The organism is Phyllobacterium sp. (assembly GCF_037994405.1).
Taxonomy (GTDB): Bacteria; Pseudomonadota; Alphaproteobacteria; order Rhizobiales; family Rhizobiaceae; genus Phyllobacterium.
This window is the reverse complement of record NZ_JBBNAN010000366.1, coordinates 1-17,159: the sequence shown is the minus strand read 5'-3', so window position 1 is coordinate 17,159 and position 17,159 is coordinate 1. Positions and strand designations below refer to the sequence as shown.

The following is a 17,159-nucleotide window of genomic DNA, read 5'->3' as shown; positions in this document are numbered from 1 at the left end:
GAGCAATTTCCGATCAAATAAACGCAGTTCTGTTTCCCGGATGGCGAGACAATCCACGCGGAAGGTGGCGAGGTCGATGTCTTTTCCGTCCGTCGCCGCCCGACAAAGTCGTTGGCCGCCAGCCGGAAACCCGAGGGCCGGCTGAATTCGGCAGAACGCGTCTATTTGGTCGGAATTTGCTCTAGCTAGAGCGAGCGGACGCGTTTTGCATCCGCTAGCGTGATTGCAGCTATTTGCCAGCAAGGCCGGGAAGGGACACCTGAAATACCTGGAACATGGTATCGACATCGGCACCGCCCTCTCCCTTGTAGCTCGCTCCAACCTGGAAACCGTCCTGGGTCAGGAAGTCATTGTCGTTGGCGACAAACAGGAAATAATCGTTCGGCAGTTTTGGGTCGAGCACACTGGCAATCGACATCGCTTCCCACTTCTCGGAGAGGTTGTTGCGATCGTTCGGCGCACCGTTGTGCAGACCGAACCGGGCGAGTTCCGTGCTGTCGTTGATGTCAATGAAAGGCGTAAGCGTTGCCGGCTTCACAGATGCATCGAGCTCTCCCTTTGGCGCGACCGGTTTATCGGCATCGAATGCGCTGCCCGCGATATCTGTTGCGGCCGAAACATCAACCACACTGATGCTGCGGTAGAGCGATGTCTCGCCCTTCTGTCCGAAACCATTGCCGCTATCGCGTGCGAGCATCAGGAATGTATGATCCGACAGCGCGACGATTTCGCTCTGCGCGGCGACCTTCTTCTTGCCCTTCGCATCGGTAAACACGGGCAGCGGCACAACATATTCGTGCGCCAGCTTCAGTTGTGCCGGATTGGCGGCATCATAGAACAGCGCCCTGGTGTTTTGGCGAGTTGAGCCTGAATCACCGCCGTCCTGGCGAGTGGCCGACTGCAGCACCGCGACCAGGAATTTGCCGTCAGGGGTCATTGCCATGCCCTCGATGCCCTGATTGTTCTGGCGGCCGGTATCCGGATCCTGCGGCTCAGGTGCTTCAGCCCCGGGTCCGGGATTGTTCGAGGCAAAGCTTGGGCTGCCCTTGCGCATCGGCACCAGAGCGGCAGGCGGCTGCGTTGCCGAAAGCAGATGGCCATCAGCTAAGAACCGGTAGATGTTCGGGCCATATTCGTCGCTGATGAACATCGTACCATCCGGAAGTCGAACGATCGCTTCATCGTCGAGCGAAATCTTGCCATTTGCGGCCTGTGGCAGCATGGGCAAGTTGCCGGCTGCAGCACGCATACCGGATTCAGGATCGAGCCCCGTCATGTCGCTACCCTTGTCATCGACCAGTAGCATCGAATCCGCAAGCTTGGCATCGACGCCAGACTGCTGTTTGTCGGCCGGCGGTGTCGCCCCTGGAGTGGTCGGGTTGAACCGTATCGAAAGGGTGTTGAGACGTGGCCGATAGTCGGTCGTTCCTTCAACGTTGTAGCCACGGTCCGGCAGCAGCCAAAAGGTGCCTTTGTAGCCGTCCGCGTCACGTGCCCAGCTTTTCGGGTCTATCGACATGCCGGAGCCGGAGCCGAAGGTCTCGCCGAACTTGTCGCGCTGATTGGCGGGGATACGCCCGACGCCGACCAGGCCCTTATTGACGAAGGTGGCACCGCCAACCGTAACTGTGCTTTCGGCCAGGGCGGCGACAGGTATTGTAGCCGACGCGGTCAGCACCGCCAGAGTGGCAGTCCAAAGACCACGGTAGAGGGATTTGCGCGACATTGGTTAAACCTCCGATTGTTTTCCGAAGATCGTTCGCGCACCTGCATTGCAGTCTAATGACACTTTCGTGACAGTTCGATGAAACGCCCGATTGTCGCAAAATAGGCTTGAAAAGCGATTCTTGCTCATCCGTTAAAATAACGCTATATAACGCCTCGAATTCCCGGAAATTGTGGTTGAACCCACGTCCCGCGCCACCGGAGCGGACGAACGAGAGGACTATATCTATGGCCACCCAGCTACTTATGCCAAAGGCAACGGCCGTCTGGCTTGTCGACAACACCGCTTTATCCTTCGATCAGATCGCTGCATTCTGCAAGCTGCATCCGCTCGAAGTGAAGGCGATCGCTGACGGTGAATCGGCTCAGGGCATCAAGGGTCTTGACCCTTTGATCACTGGACAGCTGTCGCGCGAGGAAATCGCCAAGGGCGAAGCCGACATCAATCATAAGTTGAAGATCTCCGATCCAAAGGTTCGCGTGCCGGAAACCAAGCGCAAGGGCCCGCGCTATACACCATTGTCAAAGCGTCAGGATCGCCCGAATGCAATCCTTTGGCTGGTTCGCAACCATCCCGAACTGAAGGACGCACAGATTTCGCGCCTGATCGGCACGACAAAGTCCACCATCGAGCAGATCCGCAACCGTACCCACTGGAATTCCAACAATCTCCAGCCGATGGACCCGGTCACCCTCGGTCTCTGCTCGCAGATTGATCTGGATATCGAGGTTGAGCGTTCTTCCCGCGGCCGGCCAGTGCAGCCCGAAGGTGGCGATACACTGCTTCCCGCTTCCGCGACGGAGAACCTGGAGGTTCAACCAACCGTTCGTGAAGAAGACGAAGAGCTCGACGCGGACAAGGTTTTCGCCAAGCTGTCGTCCCTCAAGGGCCGTCATGAGGACGAAGACGAGGAATAATCTTAGTTTAGGACCAGAAAAAAGCCCTGCAATGCCGGGCTTTTTTCATGATGCTCTCGCCTTGGTATCCGGCGTTTCGCTGAGTTCCACCCGGCGGTAGAAGTCTGCAAGGGTCTTGCCGCGTTCCTGCCGGAATATCCGGTCGGCCTTCTCGACCTTGGCGATCCGGTCAATACGGAAAGTGCGAAAATCATTGCGTAGTTCACACCAGCTGATCAGCGTCCAGACCTTACCCCAGAACCACAGCCCCAGCGGGCGGATATCGCGGGCGCTCTCGTTGCCATCGAGATCGGTGTAAACAATCGACAGGACGCGGCACTGTTCGGCAGCGCTTTCCGCCAGATCGATCATTAGCCGGTCATTGTCGCTGATGTTGTAGCTGGTCGAGTGAATATGCGTATTGGTAATGCGCGGGCGGTCTTCCTTCGGCAAGACAGCGCCGATCTTTATGATCGCTTCTTCCGCCGCACGCGCCATCGATGCGCCGCCCCACGCGGTGATCAGCCGGGCACCTGCCACCAGCGCCACCACCTCGTCGCGCGTAAACATCAATGGTGGCAGGTCAAAGCCCTCACGCAGGATATAACCGACACCCGCCTCGCCATCGATGGGAACGCCGGTCGATTGCAGATCGGCAATGTCGCGATAGATTGTGCGCTCGGAAACCTCGAGCTTGTCGGCAAGCTGCCGCGCGGTAACGAGACGCCCGCCCCGCAGCTTCTGCACGATCTGGAAAAGACGATCTGCTCTACGCATCCTTTAGGCCTTCCTTAAGGCGTTGCTCTGTCACGAAGTCCGTGCCAAAGGACAATCTCGCAATAGTCGGTGTTTTTGCATTCAACACGCGCCAGAACGGTGTGATTGCATCCACATCGCCATTTTGTTGATAGGCTTCGAAAGCCGCTTCAGCGACGGTGCGCAAATGGAACCCGGTCGTGATCGGGCACGTCACTTCTGCCCCGTATCGCTTTGCCATGGCCTTCCGGAGGACTTGCACATCCATGTGCTTGCCGTTGGGAAGGGTTCGAATGAAATCATCAACCTGGCGGGCCGTTGGCACCAGCATGATTTCGCCAGCCTTCATGCCGGCAATATTGATGGGCGCTGGTTTGACCTCATGCAGTCCGCCGGAATTCAACTTCTCGGTCCATGTCTTCATGTCAGCACCCTCGGTTTGCGGGATCGATCACGCAGCCTGAAATTCCCGTGCGATGAACTCCCTCATCTCGGCAACCTGCCCGGCCTTTTCAGGGAACAGCGCTTCGAGAAAATTCGTCGTGAATGTGCCGGGCGCGGACCCCGGCGCACTGACAATATGCGCATCTCGCACCGCATACGGCACATCCCGATAAAGCGACGAGCCGGGATAATCGCCGATTTTCGATTCGATCCAGCCGGCGCCGTTGCTCGTATGCCTGCGGTCCTCAAAGATACCCGCACGAGCCAGCGCCAGCGTGCCGCCACAGATGCCGCCGACGATACCGCCCCGTGCCAAAGTGGCGTGAAGCAGCGGTGCAATGTCAGGAGCATCCTCACTTGGCCAGGTGTCCGATCCGATGACGGCGACCGCGTCAAGATCGCTGTTTTCCTCCGTTCCGACGCCGCGCTCCGGGACAAGTTTCAAGCCGCCAATGGAGCGAACCTGGCCGGTCAAAGGCGACAACGCAACAGCGCGTGCAGCGAACCAGTCAGTGGCGGAGCCTGAAAGCAAACCAAACTCCCAATCGGCAAACTTATCGATGAATACGAACCCGATTGTCTTTTTCTGCTCCATGTCCGTCACTCCAATTTTGAACAATTCCTCAGTATTCTAGCCTGAAATAGCCTGATTTGCGCGCATTTCTCGTCTGGCGAGGCTTTGGCCAATTCAATTGCCAGGGAGCAAGATCGGTGCTGGCATCTTCTGTGCCAGCACCTTCTTCCTTCATTGAGCCGCGGCGTGCCAGTCGTTCGGCATAGGCATCGGGCCAGCCAATATCCTTCAGCACGTGCTCTGGAAGTGAGTTGATGTGCCGCTCCGTACGCAGTTCTTCGCGATACGCTGCGAAGTCCGTGAGCAGGCGCCTTACTGTGTCAACAATGCCAAAATCAACGTAAGTCATAACCCTGTCTCCTTGTGACTACGGAGACACTATCGCACACCCCTCCTGACAACCTTCTGTCAGGAGGATGTCAAGAAGTACGTTTTATTGCGACGGGCTGATCAACCGTCTTTAACACCAATGCCACGTGCATTGAGCACGACCGTGATCTCGTCAAGAATAGCCGGATCATCGATGGTTGCTGGCATATTCCAGGGCTCCCGGTCGGCTATTTTCTGCATCGTCCCGCGCAAGATCTTGCCCGAGCGCGTCTTCGGCAGGCGTTTTGCCGTAAGCGCCATCTTGAAAGCCGCCACCGGACCGATTCGCTCGCGTATCAGGTCGACGCAGTCCTGCTCGATCTCGGCTTCTGACCGCGTCACACCGGATTTGAGCACGATAAAGCCGCAAGGCACCTGCCCTTTCAGGTGATCGGCGATGCCGATCACCGCGCATTCCGCCACATCGGGATGGCTTGATAGCACTTCCTCCATCGCACCGGTCGAGAGGCGGTGCCCGGCGACATTGATGATATCGTCGGTGCGGCTCATGATGTAGATATAGCCATCCTCATCAATGATACCGGCATCGGCAGTCTTGTAGTAACCGGGAAACTCCGTGATGTAGGCGTCGCGGAAGCGCTGGTCGGCGTTCCACAGGGTCGGCAGGCAAGCGGGCGGCAGCGGCAGCTTGACCACAATATTGCCAAGTTCGCCGCGCTTGACCGGATGACCGGCATCGTCGAGAACCTGCACGTCATAGCCGGGCATCGGCACCGTCGGAGAACCATACTTGACCGGGAGCATGCCGAGACCGGCAGGATTGGCAGCCATCGGCCAGCCGCTTTCCGTCTGCCACCAGTGATCGATCACCGGCACGCCAAGCTTTTCCTCGGCCCATTTGATCGTATCTGTGTCCGCGCGTTCCCCTGCAAGAAACAGGTATTTCAGCGACGACAGGTCGTATTTGCCGATGAATTCGCCTTTCGGATCTTCCTTCTTGATGGCGCGGAATGCCGTCGGCGCGGTGAAAAGCACCTTGACCTTGTGCTCTGCGATGACACGCCAGAACGTGCCCGCGTCGGGGGTGCCCACCGGCTTTCCCTCATAGAGGATGCTTGTCGCACCGATGAACAGTGGCGCATAGGCGATATAGGAATGACCTACCGCCCAGCCGATGTCAGAAGCCGCCCAGAACACATCGCCAGCGTATGTGTCGTAGATCGCGCCCATCGACCAGGCAAGCGCCACCAGGTGCCCGCCATTGTCGCGCACGACGCCCTTGGGCTGGCCGGTCGTGCCGGAGGTGTAGAGAATGTAAAGCGGATCAGTCGACTTGACCGCCACGCAGTCAACTTTCCTTCCGGTCGCCGCTGCGACCGCCTGTGCAAAGTCGATGTCGCGTCCTTCAACGAGCTCGTGCGGCTGCTGCGGACGCACGAGAATGAGACAGGTCTTAACCTTGTGCGCTGCCTGCTCAATCGCCTTGTCGAGCATGGGCTTGTAGGCCACGACACGTCCCGGTTCGAGACCGCAGGAGGTTGCAATGATCATCACCGGCTTTGCATCGTCGATACGGGTTGCCAGCTCATGCGCCGCGAAACCGCCGAAGACAACGGAATGCACGGCGCCGATACGGGCGCAGGCCAGCATCGCCACAACCGCTTCCGGGACCATTGCCATATAGATGATAACCCGGTCGCCCTTCTTCACACCCTTGTCGGTGAGAACAGCCGCCAGTGCGTTGATGTCGCTAAGGAGCTCCGCATAGGTGGTCTTGCGCTGTGTGCCCGTCACCGCACTGTCATGGATGAGGGCAACCTGGTCGGCGCGGCCGTTCTCCACATGACGATCAACCGCGTTGTAACAGGTGTTGCACTCGGCACCCGCATACCAGCGTCCGTAGGGTCCCTCGTTGGCATCGAATACCTTCTGCCAGGGCTTGATCCAGTCGATCGCCACTGCAGCATGCGCCCAGAATGCGTCTGGGTCGGCCTGCCACTCCTGATAGACCTCTTTATATCGTGATGTCATGAATATCCTCCCAGATGAGACAGCATCCCCAATGTCGCAACCAGAGTCAAAGGTGGAATTGACAATCCTGTGCGGAACGCCCAGAGCTCGATTTTCCGACTATCTCAAGCGAACCGAAACAAGACCGATGACCAAAATCCTGCCATTCGCACTGATCTTGATGATGGCATTGCACATTATCAAGCCGCTCGGATGGCCCGGCCTGAAGAAGCGCGGTGATTTCTGGAAAATCGCCGCTGGTGCGATCCTGGCGATGTTCGTGGTCGTGCTGGTCGGCCATGCCGGCTAGAGCCCTTCGGGTCTAAGGCAAAGACCGCCCGTCTTCTGTATCCGATAGATTGAGAACATAGGGGACGAGATGTTTGGCCCAGGCATCATATCCGAGCGCGGATGCATGAAAGCCGTCGCTCGAAAAACCTTCCGGCCCCTCCACGGGAAGGCGGGGTGCCGGGACTGCCATACGTTCGCGGCAGAGCCGCTCTCCCAACTTGTTGATGGCATCGGCTCTTCCCTCGAGAATACGGCCAAGTAATCCCGGCATGGCTGGCACATCGCGAAAATCAATGACTTTCGACCAGACGATATGCGCTTCCGGCCACTTTGCCTTCAAGGCATAGAGCAAGCCGCCAAACTCCCTCTTGAAGCGCCGCAAGGAATGGAAATTCTTGGTATCGTTTGTGCCGGTTGTCAGCACAATATGGGTCCAGATGCCTCGCTCGAGATTGGGCACGACGTGATCGCGCAATTGCCCGGATGTGGCCGAATTGAAGCCTGCCGCACGCCAGATGATCTTGCGGCCGGTCCGCCCCTGAAGATGAACCGCAAGCCGCACGCACAGCCCTTGCCAGGGATCGGTAACGCCGACACCGGCGGCGGAAGAATCCCCAAGAACGAGAAGCCTGATCGCTGGATCCTTGCCGGCGATTTCGCCCACCGGCAGACCGCCCGGCGGCAGCATGCGCTCCGTTCGCAAACGCACGCCGATACCTTGCCAGGCATAGACGGGATAGAGCAGCCAGCTGACAAGCGGATGGAAGGGCGACGATGTCATTATCCGGTAGATATCTCCACAAAAAAGCCCGGACTGATTCCAGTCCGGGCTCCATGAGATACGCTTTTGGATAAAAAACGCTTAAGCCGCCTTTTCCAGGTCTTTTTTCCAGCCGCCAGTTGCGGCAAGGCCGTTCATCCTGGCGCGGTGGGTAAATGCTCGCTGGCCCGCGGCAACATTTTCAGGCTTGCCGTTCCAGGCACTCAGTGCAGCTGCCTGCAGTGCTCGCCCATAGGAGAAGGTGAGCTTCCACGGCGTCGTGTAGTTGGCATTCATTGCCGAAAGATGCGCCGTCGCTTCTTCGTCGCTCTGCCCACCGGAAAGGAACGCGATGCCCGGGACTGCCGCCGGTACTGTCGACTTCAACAAGCGCACAGTCTGCTCGGCAACCTGTTCCACCGAGGCCTTGCGGGCGTTCTTGCCATCGATAACCATATTTGGCTTGAGGATCATGCCTTCCAGCACAACGCGGGCGTCATAGAGTTCGTCAAAGACCGTGTTCAGAACCCATTCGGTAACTTCGTAGCAACGCTCGATCGAGTGGGTGGCGGGCTTGCCATCCATAAGGACTTCCGGCTCGACGATCGGAACGATCCCGGCTTCCTGGCAAAGAGCCGCGTAACGGGCCAGTGCCTGGGCATTCTGCTTGACGGCACCCCAAGTTGGGACACCTTCAGCAATGGCAATCACGCCGCGCCATTTGGCGAAACGCGCGCCGAGCTTGTAATATTCCTGGAGGCGCTCACGCAGACCATCCAGACCTTCGGTGATGGTTTCTCCGCGGAAGCCCGCAAGCGGCTTCGCGCCGGCATCGACCTTGATGCCGGGAATGCAGCCGGCGGCTTTCATGATCTGGACGAAAGGTGTCCCATCCTTGGCGCTCTGGCGAATGGTTTCGTCATAAAGGATGACGCCCGAAATGTTGTTCTTCATCGCCTCATCTGAGCGGAACAGCATCTCGCGATAGTCACGCCGGCTATCGGCCGTCGATTCCAGCCCAATCGTATCGAACCGCTTCTTGATCGTTGCGGTACTCTCATCAGCGGCAAGAAGACCCTTGCCATTGGCAACCATTGCAATCGCGATATCTTCGAGGCGTTCACTCATAGATTATTTCACTCCGTTTCCCATGCATCGGCCCATACCAGAAGCCTATGACAAACGAAATGGCCATCCAAGCTATTGAAACGATTGAAATTTTTTCAACCGATTTAAGCAGATAACATTTCTTGTTCTTCGTTAATCGGGGGCCGGCAATCGGCCCCCATTATACACGAAAACGGCAATCAGCGTTTCAATACATCAACACCGGGAAGTGGCTTGCCTTCCATCCACTCAAGGAAAGCACCACCCGCGGTCGATACGTAGCTGAAGTCATCCGCAACATCGGCGTGATTGAGAGCAGCAACCGTATCGCCGCCGCCAGCAACCGATACGAGATGCCCGGCCTTCGTCCGCACTGCCACGTGGCGTGCCGCGGCTACCGTCGCCTGATCGAAAGGATGCAACTCGAATGCACCGAGTGGACCGTTCCAGACAAGCGTTGATGCATCATCGATCGCACCCTTGATGCGTTCGATTGACTGCGGACCAACGTCGAGGATCATGCCGTCTTCGGGTATTGCATCGAGGCCATAGGCGCGATGCGGCGCATTGGCCTCGAAATGCCACGCAACGATCGCGTCCACCGGCAGGATGATGGTGCAATTGGCGGCATTCGCCTTGGCCATGATTTCGCGGGCCGTCGCGGCAAGATCATGCTCGCACAGAGATTTGCCGACCTTGACGCCTTGCGCTGCAAGGAACGTGTTGGCCATGCCACCACCAATGACCAATGCATCGACTTTCTGCACCAGATTACCGAGAAGGTCGAGCTTGGACGAGACCTTTGCGCCGCCGACGATGGCAACGACAGGGCGCTCCGGATTGCCAAGGCCTTTTTCGAGAGCCAGCAGCTCAGCCTGCATGGTGCGGCCTGCATAGGCCGGCAGAACATGGGCCAGACCTTCGGTTGAGGCATGGGCGCGATGCGCAGCGGAAAACGCGTCATTGACATAAATATCGCCATTGGCAGCCAGTGCCTTCACATAGGCCGGATCGTTCTTTTCCTCGCCCTTGTGGAAGCGGGTATTCTCGACGAGGAGTATGTCGCCGTCCTTGAGCTTGGCAACAGCTTCCGCTGCCTTTTCACCAATGCTGTCTTCGGCGAATTGCACATTGCGATCGATGACCTTGGAGACGGCATGGGCAATGGGCTTCAGGGAAAATTCCGGCGTCGGGCCGTCCTTGGGGCGGCCGAAATGCGCAAGCAGGATGACTTTGGCGCCTTTCTTCGACAATTCGAGGATGGTCGGCGCGACACGCTCGATCCGTGTTGCGTCTGTGACAACGCCATCCGCAACCGGAACATTCAAATCAACACGCAGGAGCACGCGCTTTCCTGCAACATAGGCATCATCAAGCGTCTTGAAAGCTGGCATCGTCATCACCCTCATCTGAAACGGTACGCATTCGGCCAGCTAGCCAAATGGTCCGGATAATCTTATCAAAAACAAAAATGGCGGGTGTTGTCGACCCGCCATCGGAGATTGGATCGCCTGGAGACCTAATGAGGAATTCCGCCTGATGGGTCAGTTGGTGTGGTTTTCGACAACCGGAGCGCAGTGGACTTTTGGGTCCATGAGCATCGCAAGCGCAGAAAATCGCATCAGATGGCCATCAGGATGGGTTTATCGAAGGTCTCAGATCACCTTGCCGAAGGCAACCGCAGTGTCACCCATACGGTTCGAGAAACCCCATTCATTGTCGTACCAGGACAGAACGCGCACGAATGTGCCTTCCATGACCTTGGTCTGGCTGATGTGGAACACAGAAGAATGCGGATCGTGGTTGAAGTCGACCGAAACATTCGGCTCGTCCGTATAGCCGAGAATGCCTTTCAGCTTGCCATTGGCAGCTGATTTGATGGCGTCATTGATCTCGGCAACCGTCGTCGACTTCTTGGCAATGAACTTGAAATCCACGACCGAAACGTTCGGGGTCGGAACGCGGATTGAAGTACCGTCCAGCTTGCCATTGAGTTCTGGAAGAACGAGGCCCACGGCCTTGGCAGCGCCGGTTGAAGTTGGGATCATCGACAGGGCCGCAGCGCGGCCGCGATAGAGATCCTTGTGCATCGTATCGAGGGTTGGCTGGTCGCCGGTATAGCTGTGGATGGTGGTCATAAAACCATGATCGATGCCGACGGCTTCATTGAGCACATAGGCAACCGGGGCAAGGCAGTTGGTCGTGCAGGAAGCATTGGAAATGACCATATGCTCCTTCGTCAGCTTGTGATCGTTGACACCGAAAACCACAGTCAGGTCAGCGCCCTCGGCAGGTGCCGAAACGATAACGCGCTTCGCGCCGGCTTCGAGATGTGCAGCCGCCTTGTCGCGAGCGGTGAAGATGCCTGTGCATTCAAGCGCAATGTCGACGTTCAGTTCTTTCCATGGCAGTTCGACAGGGTTGCGCACGGCAGTGACCTTGATCGGACCACGGCCAACATCGATCGTGTCGCCGGAAACGGTTACCGTCCCCGGAAACCGGCCATGAACGCTGTCATAACGCATCAGGTGTGCGTTGGTCTCGACCGGGCCAAGATCGTTGATCGCAACGACCTCGATGTCGGTACGGCCGGATTCCACGATGGCGCGAAGAACATTGCGGCCGATACGGCCAAATCCGTTGATTGCAACGCGAACTGTCATTTCTGTCTCTCCCTTGGGGATCTTGGAGCCCTTGGTTTCAGGGTCCGGTCTTATGGATGGGGTCGAAATGGTATGAGGCTATCTTCTTGCCGTTTCAGGCGCCATTGTCGATCCTATCCACAAGTCCGGACCTTCATTATGCTGGAATTTCGAAGATTATTTCAACTTGCCTTCTGCCGCTGCGACAATTGCGTCGGCTGTGATACCGAAATGCTTGTAGAGCGCTTCGATCGGACCGCTGGCTCCAAAGCCGGTCATGCCGACGAAAATGCCGTCGAGACCGATAAAGCGATCCCAGCCAAGGCGAATGGCAGCTTCGACCGCTACCTTGACGGGCGCATCGCCGATCAAAGCACGCTTGTACTCGTCGCTTTGCTGCTCAAACAACTCGAAGCAGGGAACCGATACAACGCGCGCCGGATGGCCGTTCTGCTCAAGCTGCGCCCGGGCGTTGAGGGCTATCTCGACTTCCGAACCGGTAGCAAAGATAGTGACTTCCGCATTGCCGCTTGCTGCCGCGAGCTCGTAGGCGCCATAGCCGCATTTGTTCTCGTCGACATGTTCGGTGCGGACCGTCGGCAGGTTCTGGCGGGTCAGCGCAATCGTCGACGGCGTCTTGCGTGACTTGAGGGCCAGCTCCCAGCATTCTGCTGTTTCGACAACGTCAGCTGGACGGAACACATAGTTGTTCGGAATGGCGCGCAGCGCAGCGAGGTGTTCTACCGGCTGGTGCGTTGGACCATCTTCGCCAAGACCGATCGAGTCATGGGTCATGACGTAAACCACGCGGATGCCCATCAGGCTCGAAAGGCGCATCGCACCACGAGCATAGTCGGAGAAGGTCAGGAACGTACCCGAATAGGGAATGAGACCGCCATGCAGCGCGATGCCATTCATCGCAGCCGCCATGCCGTGCTCGCGAACGCCGTAGTGCACGTAACGCTGCCCATAGTCCTCGGGTGTGATGTTCTGCGTCTGGCTGGTCTTGGTGTTGTTCGAGCCTGTGAGGTCAGCGGAACCACTGATCGTCTCGGCCAGGACGCCATTGATGACTTCAAGCGCCATTTCGGAGGCTTTGCGGGTCGCAACCTTTGGCTTATCTTCGGAAAGCTTCTTCTTGTAGGCAACGATTGCCGCTTCGAAGCTGGCGGGCAAATCACCGCGGATGCGGCGCTCGAACTCCAAGCGGATACCGGTATCGACCGATGCCAGGCGATCGTTCCAGGCCGCGTGCGCCCTGGCGGAACGCTGGCCCGCATCGCGCCATGCCTCCAGAATATCTGCTGGAACCACGAACGGTTCCGCCGTCCAGCCAAGCGCCTTGCGCGCCCCGGCAAGTTCCTCGGCGCCGAGCGGCGAGCCATGCACCTTGTTGGTACCAGCCTTGGTCGGCGCGCCGAAACCGATGGTTGTCTTGCAGGCGATCAGTGTCGGCTTGTCCGACTTGTGAGCCTTTTCGATCGCGGCGGCGACCGCATCCTGGTCATGGCCGTCGACGCGCAGCGAATTCCAGCCGGAAGCTTCGACGCGCGCGCATTGATCGGTATTGTCGGCAAGCGACACTGGCCCATCGATGGAAATGTTGTTGTCGTCCCAAAATACGATGAGTTTGTTCAGCTTGAGATGACCCGCCAGCGCGATTGCTTCCTGGCTGATGCCTTCCATCAGGCAGCCGTCGCCAGCGATGACGTAGGTGTAATGATTGACCAGATCATCGCCGAAATGCGCATTCATGATGCGCTCGGACAATGCCATGCCGACAGAATTGGCAAACCCCTGCCCCAGTGGACCAGTCGTCGTTTCAATGCCGGAAGCATGACCATACTCTGGATGGCCGGCAGTACGCGAACCGAGCTGACGGAAATTCTTGATCTCGTCGATGGTCATGTCTTCGTAGCCAGTCAGATACAGCAGCGAATAGAGCAGCATCGAGCCGTGACCGGCGGAAAGAACGAAGCGATCGCGGTCCGGCCAGTGCGGAGATTTCGGATCGAATTTGAGGAAACGGGTATAAAGGACGGTCGCAATATCAGCTGCGCCCATGGGAAGGCCCGGATGGCCCGAATTGGCTTTCTCCACTGCATCCGCTGACAAAAAGCGGATTGCATTGGCCATTTGGTTGGATTTTTCAGAATTGGTCATGTTTACCGTCTTTCGAGGAGGAAAGGAGACGCCGTTTCTGGAAGCCGGTCAGACAAAATCCAAAAGGCACGCTTCACATAGCAGGTGTCATCAGGGAGTCAATAAAACCTGGGCTTTGCATTGTGGTAATATCAGCCAATTTGGCTTGGCAGGAAAGCGGGGTCTATCGTCGCATTCGGGCAAAGTGCCGCGACCTCTTTACCCAGCAAAGCTCTATTATCGGTGCATGACTGCACGATGACAGCGGGGATTGATTGACGCGGCGTTGATGCAACGCTTAGACTCTCGAACATAAGCTGTTCTTCTTTTTGCGATTCGCTCAATTTCGCTTAAAAGAGTGACACATAGGGGAAACGTTGAAAATGGCATCAGAAGCCACCCTCAAACAGGTTCTTGAAAGATTGGGAAAGGCCCTGACCCTCCTCGAGGATGCGGTGGACATGCGCCTGGAACACGAAGGCGATTTTGCCGAAGCCGAAGAAGAGGTTCAGCGCATGAACATGGACCGGCGCAAGCTGGCCCAGGAACTTGATGCATCGGAAGGGCGGGCCGAACGCCTCGAAGCGGCAAACAAGGAAGTTTCGCGTCGTCTTGTTGCGGCGATGGAATCCATCCGCACGGTTCTTGATCGATAAAGCTGGGAAGGACGAGCCATGGCCACTGTAACAGTCACGATCGATGGCAAAGCCTACCGGATGGCCTGCGACGAAGGCCAGGAGCAGCACCTTACCGGCCTCGCCGAGCGTTTCGACCGCTACGTTACCCACCTCAAATCATCATTCGGCGAGATTGGCGACCTGCGCCTGACGGTTATGGCCGGCATAATGGTCATGGACGAGCTCAGTGAATTGCAGATGCGCCTCAAAGGTCTCGAAAACGAAGCGGAAGCACTGCGCAAGAGTCGCGACGAAGCCCTGGCCAAGGCCGACAAGAACGATGCAGCGATCACCGGCGTCCTCTCAGAGGTGACGACCCGGATTGAGACGCTTGCAACCAGGCTCGCGCCAAAGGCGAACTAGCGACCTTTTAAGAATTCAGCCTGGCGAGGTAGCTGGTGTGGTTTTCGAGAACCGCAGCGCACCCGGCTTGTCGGTCCGTGAGCACCGGAAGCAGAGAAGCCGCATCAGATGCCTGCCAAGGTGAATTCTCAGCCTTCAATCTCCTCGCGCAGCATTTCCAGCTCGAGCCATTCATGCTCATATGTTTCGAGGCTGTGGCGCTTCTTGCCGATCTCCTCGACCGTCTTGTTGAAGAGCGCTGCATTTTTCGTGAACAGTTCGGGATCGGCCAGCTTCTTCTCAAGCGCGGCAATCTCGGTATGCAGTGTTTCAATTTTTCCCGGCAAGGTTTCGAGCGCGAATTTCTGCTTGTAGGAGAGCTTGCGCTTCTCCTCGCGTTGCACTGGAGCCTTCTCCGCGGCACTACCAGTAACACCCTGTGGCTTGGCGCTCTTCACATCCTTACGCGTTGCCAATGCTTCCTTGCGCTGCGCCAGCATATCCGTGTAGCCGCCGGCATATTCCAGCCAGCGTCCGTCGCCCTCAGGTGCAATGACCGACGTCACTGTGCGGTCGAGAAAATCGCGGTCATGGCTGACGAGAAGCACAGTCCCGGCAAAACCTGCCACCAGTTCCTGCAACAGGTCGAGCGTCTCCATGTCGAGATCATTGGTCGGCTCGTCGAGCACCAACATATTGGCCGGACGCGCCAGCACCCGCGCCAGCATCAGGCGCGCGCGTTCACCACCGGAAAGTTCGCGGATAGGCGTACGCAATTGTTCCGGCTGGAACAGGAAGTCCTTCATATAGGAGGCAACGTGACGCTGTTCGCCATTGACAATGACATTCTCGCCGCGCCCATCGGTCAGATAATCCGACAGCGTCTGTTCAAGATTGAGGCTGTCGCGCCTCTGGTCGAGAATGGCGATCTCGATATTGGTGCCAAGCCTGACGAAGCCGCTGTCAGGCTCAAGCAGCCCGGTCAGCATCGACAAAAGTGTCGTCTTTCCAACCCCATTCGGGCCGACGAAGCCGATGCAGTTCCCACGTTGTATCCTTGTGGAGAAATCATTGACCAGCACCCGCCCGTCATAGGCTTTGACGAGGTGTTCCGCTTCGATGACGAGCTTGCCGGATTCCTTTGCGTCGCTGGCCTTCAGAACGGCCTTTCCCTGCGCGCCGCGATGGTTGCGGAACTCACTGCGCATCGATTGCAGTTCACCGAGGCGGCGCATATTGCGTTTGCGCCGTGCCGTTACACCGTAGCGCAGCCAGTGCTCCTCGCGCACGATCTGGCGTCCAAGCTTGTGCAAGTCGCGCTCTTCCTCTTCAAGAACCTTGTCGCGCCATTCCTCGAAGGCGCCGAACCCCTGGTCCAGGCGCTTTGTAACGCCGCGATCAAGCCAGATCGTCGAGCGGCTGACATTCTCCAGGAAGCGCCTGTCGTGCGAAATCACAACGGTGGCGGAACGGATCTGCCGCAATTCGCTTTCCAGCCATTCGATCGTCGTCAGGTCTAGATGGTTCGTCGGCTCGTCGAGGAGCAGGATGTCCGGTTGCGGCGCCAGGACCTTGGCCAGCGCCGCACGGCGCGTCTCGCCGCCCGAAAGATTGTCGGGCTTTTCCTCGCCGGTCAGACCGAGATGTTCGAGAAGATAGCTGACCCGGTAGAGGTCATCGGCAGGTCCAAGCCCCGCTTCGACATAGTCGCGAACATTGGCGAAGCCTTCCATGTCCGGCGCCTGCGCCAGATACCGTACGGTTACGCCCGGATGCTTGAACACTTCGCCATCAGTCGGAGCAATCATGCCGGCAGCAATCTTCAGCAATGTGGACTTGCCTGACCCATTGCGGCCGACAAGCGCAATGCGATCGTCCTCGCTGACGGAAATTGCCGCGTCGCTTAAGAGCGGTGTGCCACCAAATGTCAAAGCAATCTGGTCAAGACGAAGAAGAGGTGGAGCCATGGGATTGTTCAGTTCTGGAAGTAAGAGCAATGATCGGAACCCGCTATGGCGTCCGAACGTGGCCTTGTCGGCGAGAATGCCGCCGCTGTCAAATGAAACAGGCCGGAAATTTCCGGCCTGTTCGAATTAGCTCTGCAATATGCGGTCAGTATCCGCCGCTATTGTAGCCGCCGCTATTATAGCCGCCGCCGCCATAGCCTTCGCATGGGGCCGTATAAATCGTGCCATCACGGCGCTGGTAACGGCAGAGATTCTGACCCTGTCCTCCCCCTTGCGGCGTCGTGACCGTTCCGACAGCAGCGCCAAGAAGCGCGCCGCCAGCAGCGCCGACAACCGTGCTCTTCGTGTCATGTCCCAGAGCCTGGCCTGCAAGGGCACCAATGCCACCACCAATCAAGGCGCCCGTCCCAGCGCGTTGATTCTGTTCACTCGTTGCACAACCGGCAACAGAAACTGCCAGAAGCGCACATACCGCTACGGCGGTTAGACGAAATT

17 protein-coding genes are annotated in these 17,159 nt (G+C 57.6%); 4 read left to right on the top strand and 13 right to left on the bottom strand.

Annotation, left to right across the window (positions count from 1 at the left end):
- Positions 1 to 229 precede the first annotated feature (229 nt).
- On the bottom strand, positions 230 to 1,726 hold the full coding sequence (locus AAAC48_RS20395; RefSeq protein ID WP_340655937.1) for an esterase-like activity of phytase family protein: 1,497 nt from the start codon (positions 1,724 to 1,726) through the stop codon (positions 230 to 232).
- Positions 1,727 to 1,953: 227 nt separating this feature from the next.
- Between AAAC48_RS20395 and AAAC48_RS20390 the strand changes: the two genes are divergently transcribed.
- On the top strand, positions 1,954 to 2,643 hold the full coding sequence (locus tag AAAC48_RS20390; protein WP_340655936.1) for a DUF1013 domain-containing protein: 690 nt from the start codon (positions 1,954 to 1,956) through the stop codon (positions 2,641 to 2,643).
- A gap of 45 nt (positions 2,644 to 2,688) precedes the next feature.
- Here AAAC48_RS20390 and AAAC48_RS20385 read toward each other — a convergent pair whose 3' ends face one another.
- The 5 genes from AAAC48_RS20385 to AAAC48_RS20365 form a co-directional block, all read right to left on the bottom strand.
- Positions 2,689 to 3,399, bottom strand: a complete 711-nt coding sequence (locus AAAC48_RS20385; protein ID WP_340655935.1) for a YafY family protein — start codon at positions 3,397 to 3,399, stop codon at positions 2,689 to 2,691.
- Complete coding sequence (locus tag AAAC48_RS20380) at positions 3,392 to 3,802, bottom strand: hypothetical protein (RefSeq protein WP_340655934.1); 411 nt, start codon at positions 3,800 to 3,802, stop codon at positions 3,392 to 3,394. The genes AAAC48_RS20385 and AAAC48_RS20380 overlap by 8 nt, the downstream gene beginning before the upstream one ends.
- A gap of 27 nt (positions 3,803 to 3,829) precedes the next feature.
- Positions 3,830 to 4,417: a DJ-1/PfpI family protein gene (locus tag AAAC48_RS20375; protein WP_340655933.1), complete on the bottom strand. Its 588-nt coding sequence runs from the start codon at positions 4,415 to 4,417 to the stop codon at positions 3,830 to 3,832.
- Between the two features lie 28 nt (positions 4,418 to 4,445).
- Positions 4,446 to 4,745: a hypothetical protein gene (locus tag AAAC48_RS20370; RefSeq protein WP_340655932.1), complete on the bottom strand. Its 300-nt coding sequence runs from the start codon at positions 4,743 to 4,745 to the stop codon at positions 4,446 to 4,448.
- A gap of 101 nt (positions 4,746 to 4,846) precedes the next feature.
- Positions 4,847 to 6,757, bottom strand: a complete 1,911-nt coding sequence (locus tag AAAC48_RS20365; protein ID WP_340655931.1) for a propionyl-CoA synthetase — start codon at positions 6,755 to 6,757, stop codon at positions 4,847 to 4,849.
- 127 nt (positions 6,758 to 6,884) lie between these two features.
- Between AAAC48_RS20365 and AAAC48_RS20360 the strand changes: the two genes are divergently transcribed.
- Entirely contained in the window at positions 6,885 to 7,046 is a 162-nt protein-coding gene (locus AAAC48_RS20360; RefSeq protein WP_340655930.1) for a hypothetical protein, read from the top strand.
- A 12-nt stretch (positions 7,047 to 7,058) separates the two neighbouring features.
- Here the strand turns inward: AAAC48_RS20360 and AAAC48_RS20355 are convergent, their stop codons facing one another.
- The 5 genes from AAAC48_RS20355 to tkt form a co-directional block, all read right to left on the bottom strand.
- A complete protein-coding gene (locus AAAC48_RS20355; RefSeq protein WP_340655929.1) occupies positions 7,059 to 7,808 on the bottom strand; it encodes an SGNH/GDSL hydrolase family protein in 750 nt (249 codons plus the stop codon).
- Positions 7,809 to 7,889: 81 nt separating this feature from the next.
- Positions 7,890 to 8,915: a class I fructose-bisphosphate aldolase gene (locus AAAC48_RS20350; RefSeq protein ID WP_340655928.1), complete on the bottom strand. Its 1,026-nt coding sequence runs from the start codon at positions 8,913 to 8,915 to the stop codon at positions 7,890 to 7,892.
- Positions 8,916 to 9,094: 179 nt separating this feature from the next.
- A complete protein-coding gene (locus tag AAAC48_RS20345) occupies positions 9,095 to 10,288 on the bottom strand; it encodes a phosphoglycerate kinase (RefSeq protein WP_340655927.1) in 1,194 nt (397 codons plus the stop codon).
- A 261-nt stretch (positions 10,289 to 10,549) separates the two neighbouring features.
- Positions 10,550 to 11,557 (bottom strand): type I glyceraldehyde-3-phosphate dehydrogenase, encoded by a 1,008-nt coding sequence (gap, locus tag AAAC48_RS20340; protein WP_340655926.1) that lies wholly within the window; start codon positions 11,555 to 11,557, stop codon positions 10,550 to 10,552.
- 156 nt (positions 11,558 to 11,713) lie between these two features.
- Positions 11,714 to 13,699 (bottom strand): transketolase, encoded by a 1,986-nt coding sequence (gene tkt / locus AAAC48_RS20335; RefSeq protein WP_340655925.1) that lies wholly within the window; start codon positions 13,697 to 13,699, stop codon positions 11,714 to 11,716.
- Between the two features lie 362 nt (positions 13,700 to 14,061).
- On the opposite strand from tkt, the gene AAAC48_RS20330 reads away from it, so the two are divergent.
- Positions 14,062 to 14,334, top strand: a complete 273-nt coding sequence (locus AAAC48_RS20330; RefSeq protein ID WP_340655924.1) for a DUF4164 domain-containing protein — start codon at positions 14,062 to 14,064, stop codon at positions 14,332 to 14,334.
- 18 nt (positions 14,335 to 14,352) lie between these two features.
- Positions 14,353 to 14,718 carry a cell division protein ZapA gene (locus AAAC48_RS20325; RefSeq protein ID WP_340655923.1) on the top strand — a complete coding sequence of 122 codons (366 nt, stop codon included), beginning with the start codon at positions 14,353 to 14,355 and terminating at the stop codon, positions 14,716 to 14,718.
- Positions 14,719 to 14,846: 128 nt separating this feature from the next.
- Here the strand turns inward: AAAC48_RS20325 and AAAC48_RS20320 are convergent, their stop codons facing one another.
- Complete coding sequence (locus AAAC48_RS20320) at positions 14,847 to 16,664, bottom strand: ATP-binding cassette domain-containing protein (protein ID WP_340655922.1); 1,818 nt, start codon at positions 16,662 to 16,664, stop codon at positions 14,847 to 14,849.
- Between the two features lie 145 nt (positions 16,665 to 16,809).
- A complete protein-coding gene (locus AAAC48_RS20315) occupies positions 16,810 to 17,124 on the bottom strand; it encodes a glycine zipper 2TM domain-containing protein (RefSeq protein WP_340655949.1) in 315 nt (104 codons plus the stop codon).
- Between the last annotated feature and the right edge of the window lie 35 nt (positions 17,125 to 17,159).

Bases quoted from the DNA above. Each gene is read 5' to 3' on its own strand.
- AAAC48_RS20355 (WP_340655929.1), bottom strand. From the start codon at position 7,808: ATGACATCGTCGCCCTTCCATCCGCTTGTCAGCTGGCTGCTCTATCCC.
- AAAC48_RS20390 (WP_340655936.1), top strand. From the start codon at position 1,954: ATGGCCACCCAGCTACTTATGCCAAAGGCAACGGCCGTCTGGCTTGTC.
- tkt (WP_340655925.1), bottom strand. From the start codon at position 13,699: ATGACCAATTCTGAAAAATCCAACCAAATGGCCAATGCAATCCGCTTT.
- gap (WP_340655926.1), bottom strand. From the start codon at position 11,557: ATGACAGTTCGCGTTGCAATCAACGGATTTGGCCGTATCGGCCGCAAT.
- AAAC48_RS20370 (WP_340655932.1), bottom strand. From the start codon at position 4,745: ATGACTTACGTTGATTTTGGCATTGTTGACACAGTAAGGCGCCTGCTC.
- AAAC48_RS20395 (WP_340655937.1), bottom strand. From the start codon at position 1,726: ATGTCGCGCAAATCCCTCTACCGTGGTCTTTGGACTGCCACTCTGGCG.
- AAAC48_RS20330 (WP_340655924.1), top strand. From the start codon at position 14,062: ATGGCATCAGAAGCCACCCTCAAACAGGTTCTTGAAAGATTGGGAAAG.
- AAAC48_RS20325 (WP_340655923.1), top strand. From the start codon at position 14,353: ATGGCCACTGTAACAGTCACGATCGATGGCAAAGCCTACCGGATGGCC.
- AAAC48_RS20360 (WP_340655930.1), top strand. From the start codon at position 6,885: ATGACCAAAATCCTGCCATTCGCACTGATCTTGATGATGGCATTGCAC.
- AAAC48_RS20350 (WP_340655928.1), bottom strand. From the start codon at position 8,915: ATGAGTGAACGCCTCGAAGATATCGCGATTGCAATGGTTGCCAATGGC.
- AAAC48_RS20380 (WP_340655934.1), bottom strand. From the start codon at position 3,802: ATGAAGACATGGACCGAGAAGTTGAATTCCGGCGGACTGCATGAGGTC.
- AAAC48_RS20320 (WP_340655922.1), bottom strand. From the start codon at position 16,664: ATGGCTCCACCTCTTCTTCGTCTTGACCAGATTGCTTTGACATTTGGT.
- AAAC48_RS20385 (WP_340655935.1), bottom strand. From the start codon at position 3,399: ATGCGTAGAGCAGATCGTCTTTTCCAGATCGTGCAGAAGCTGCGGGGC.
- AAAC48_RS20345 (WP_340655927.1), bottom strand. From the start codon at position 10,288: ATGCCAGCTTTCAAGACGCTTGATGATGCCTATGTTGCAGGAAAGCGC.
- AAAC48_RS20375 (WP_340655933.1), bottom strand. From the start codon at position 4,417: ATGGAGCAGAAAAAGACAATCGGGTTCGTATTCATCGATAAGTTTGCC.
- AAAC48_RS20365 (WP_340655931.1), bottom strand. From the start codon at position 6,757: ATGACATCACGATATAAAGAGGTCTATCAGGAGTGGCAGGCCGACCCA.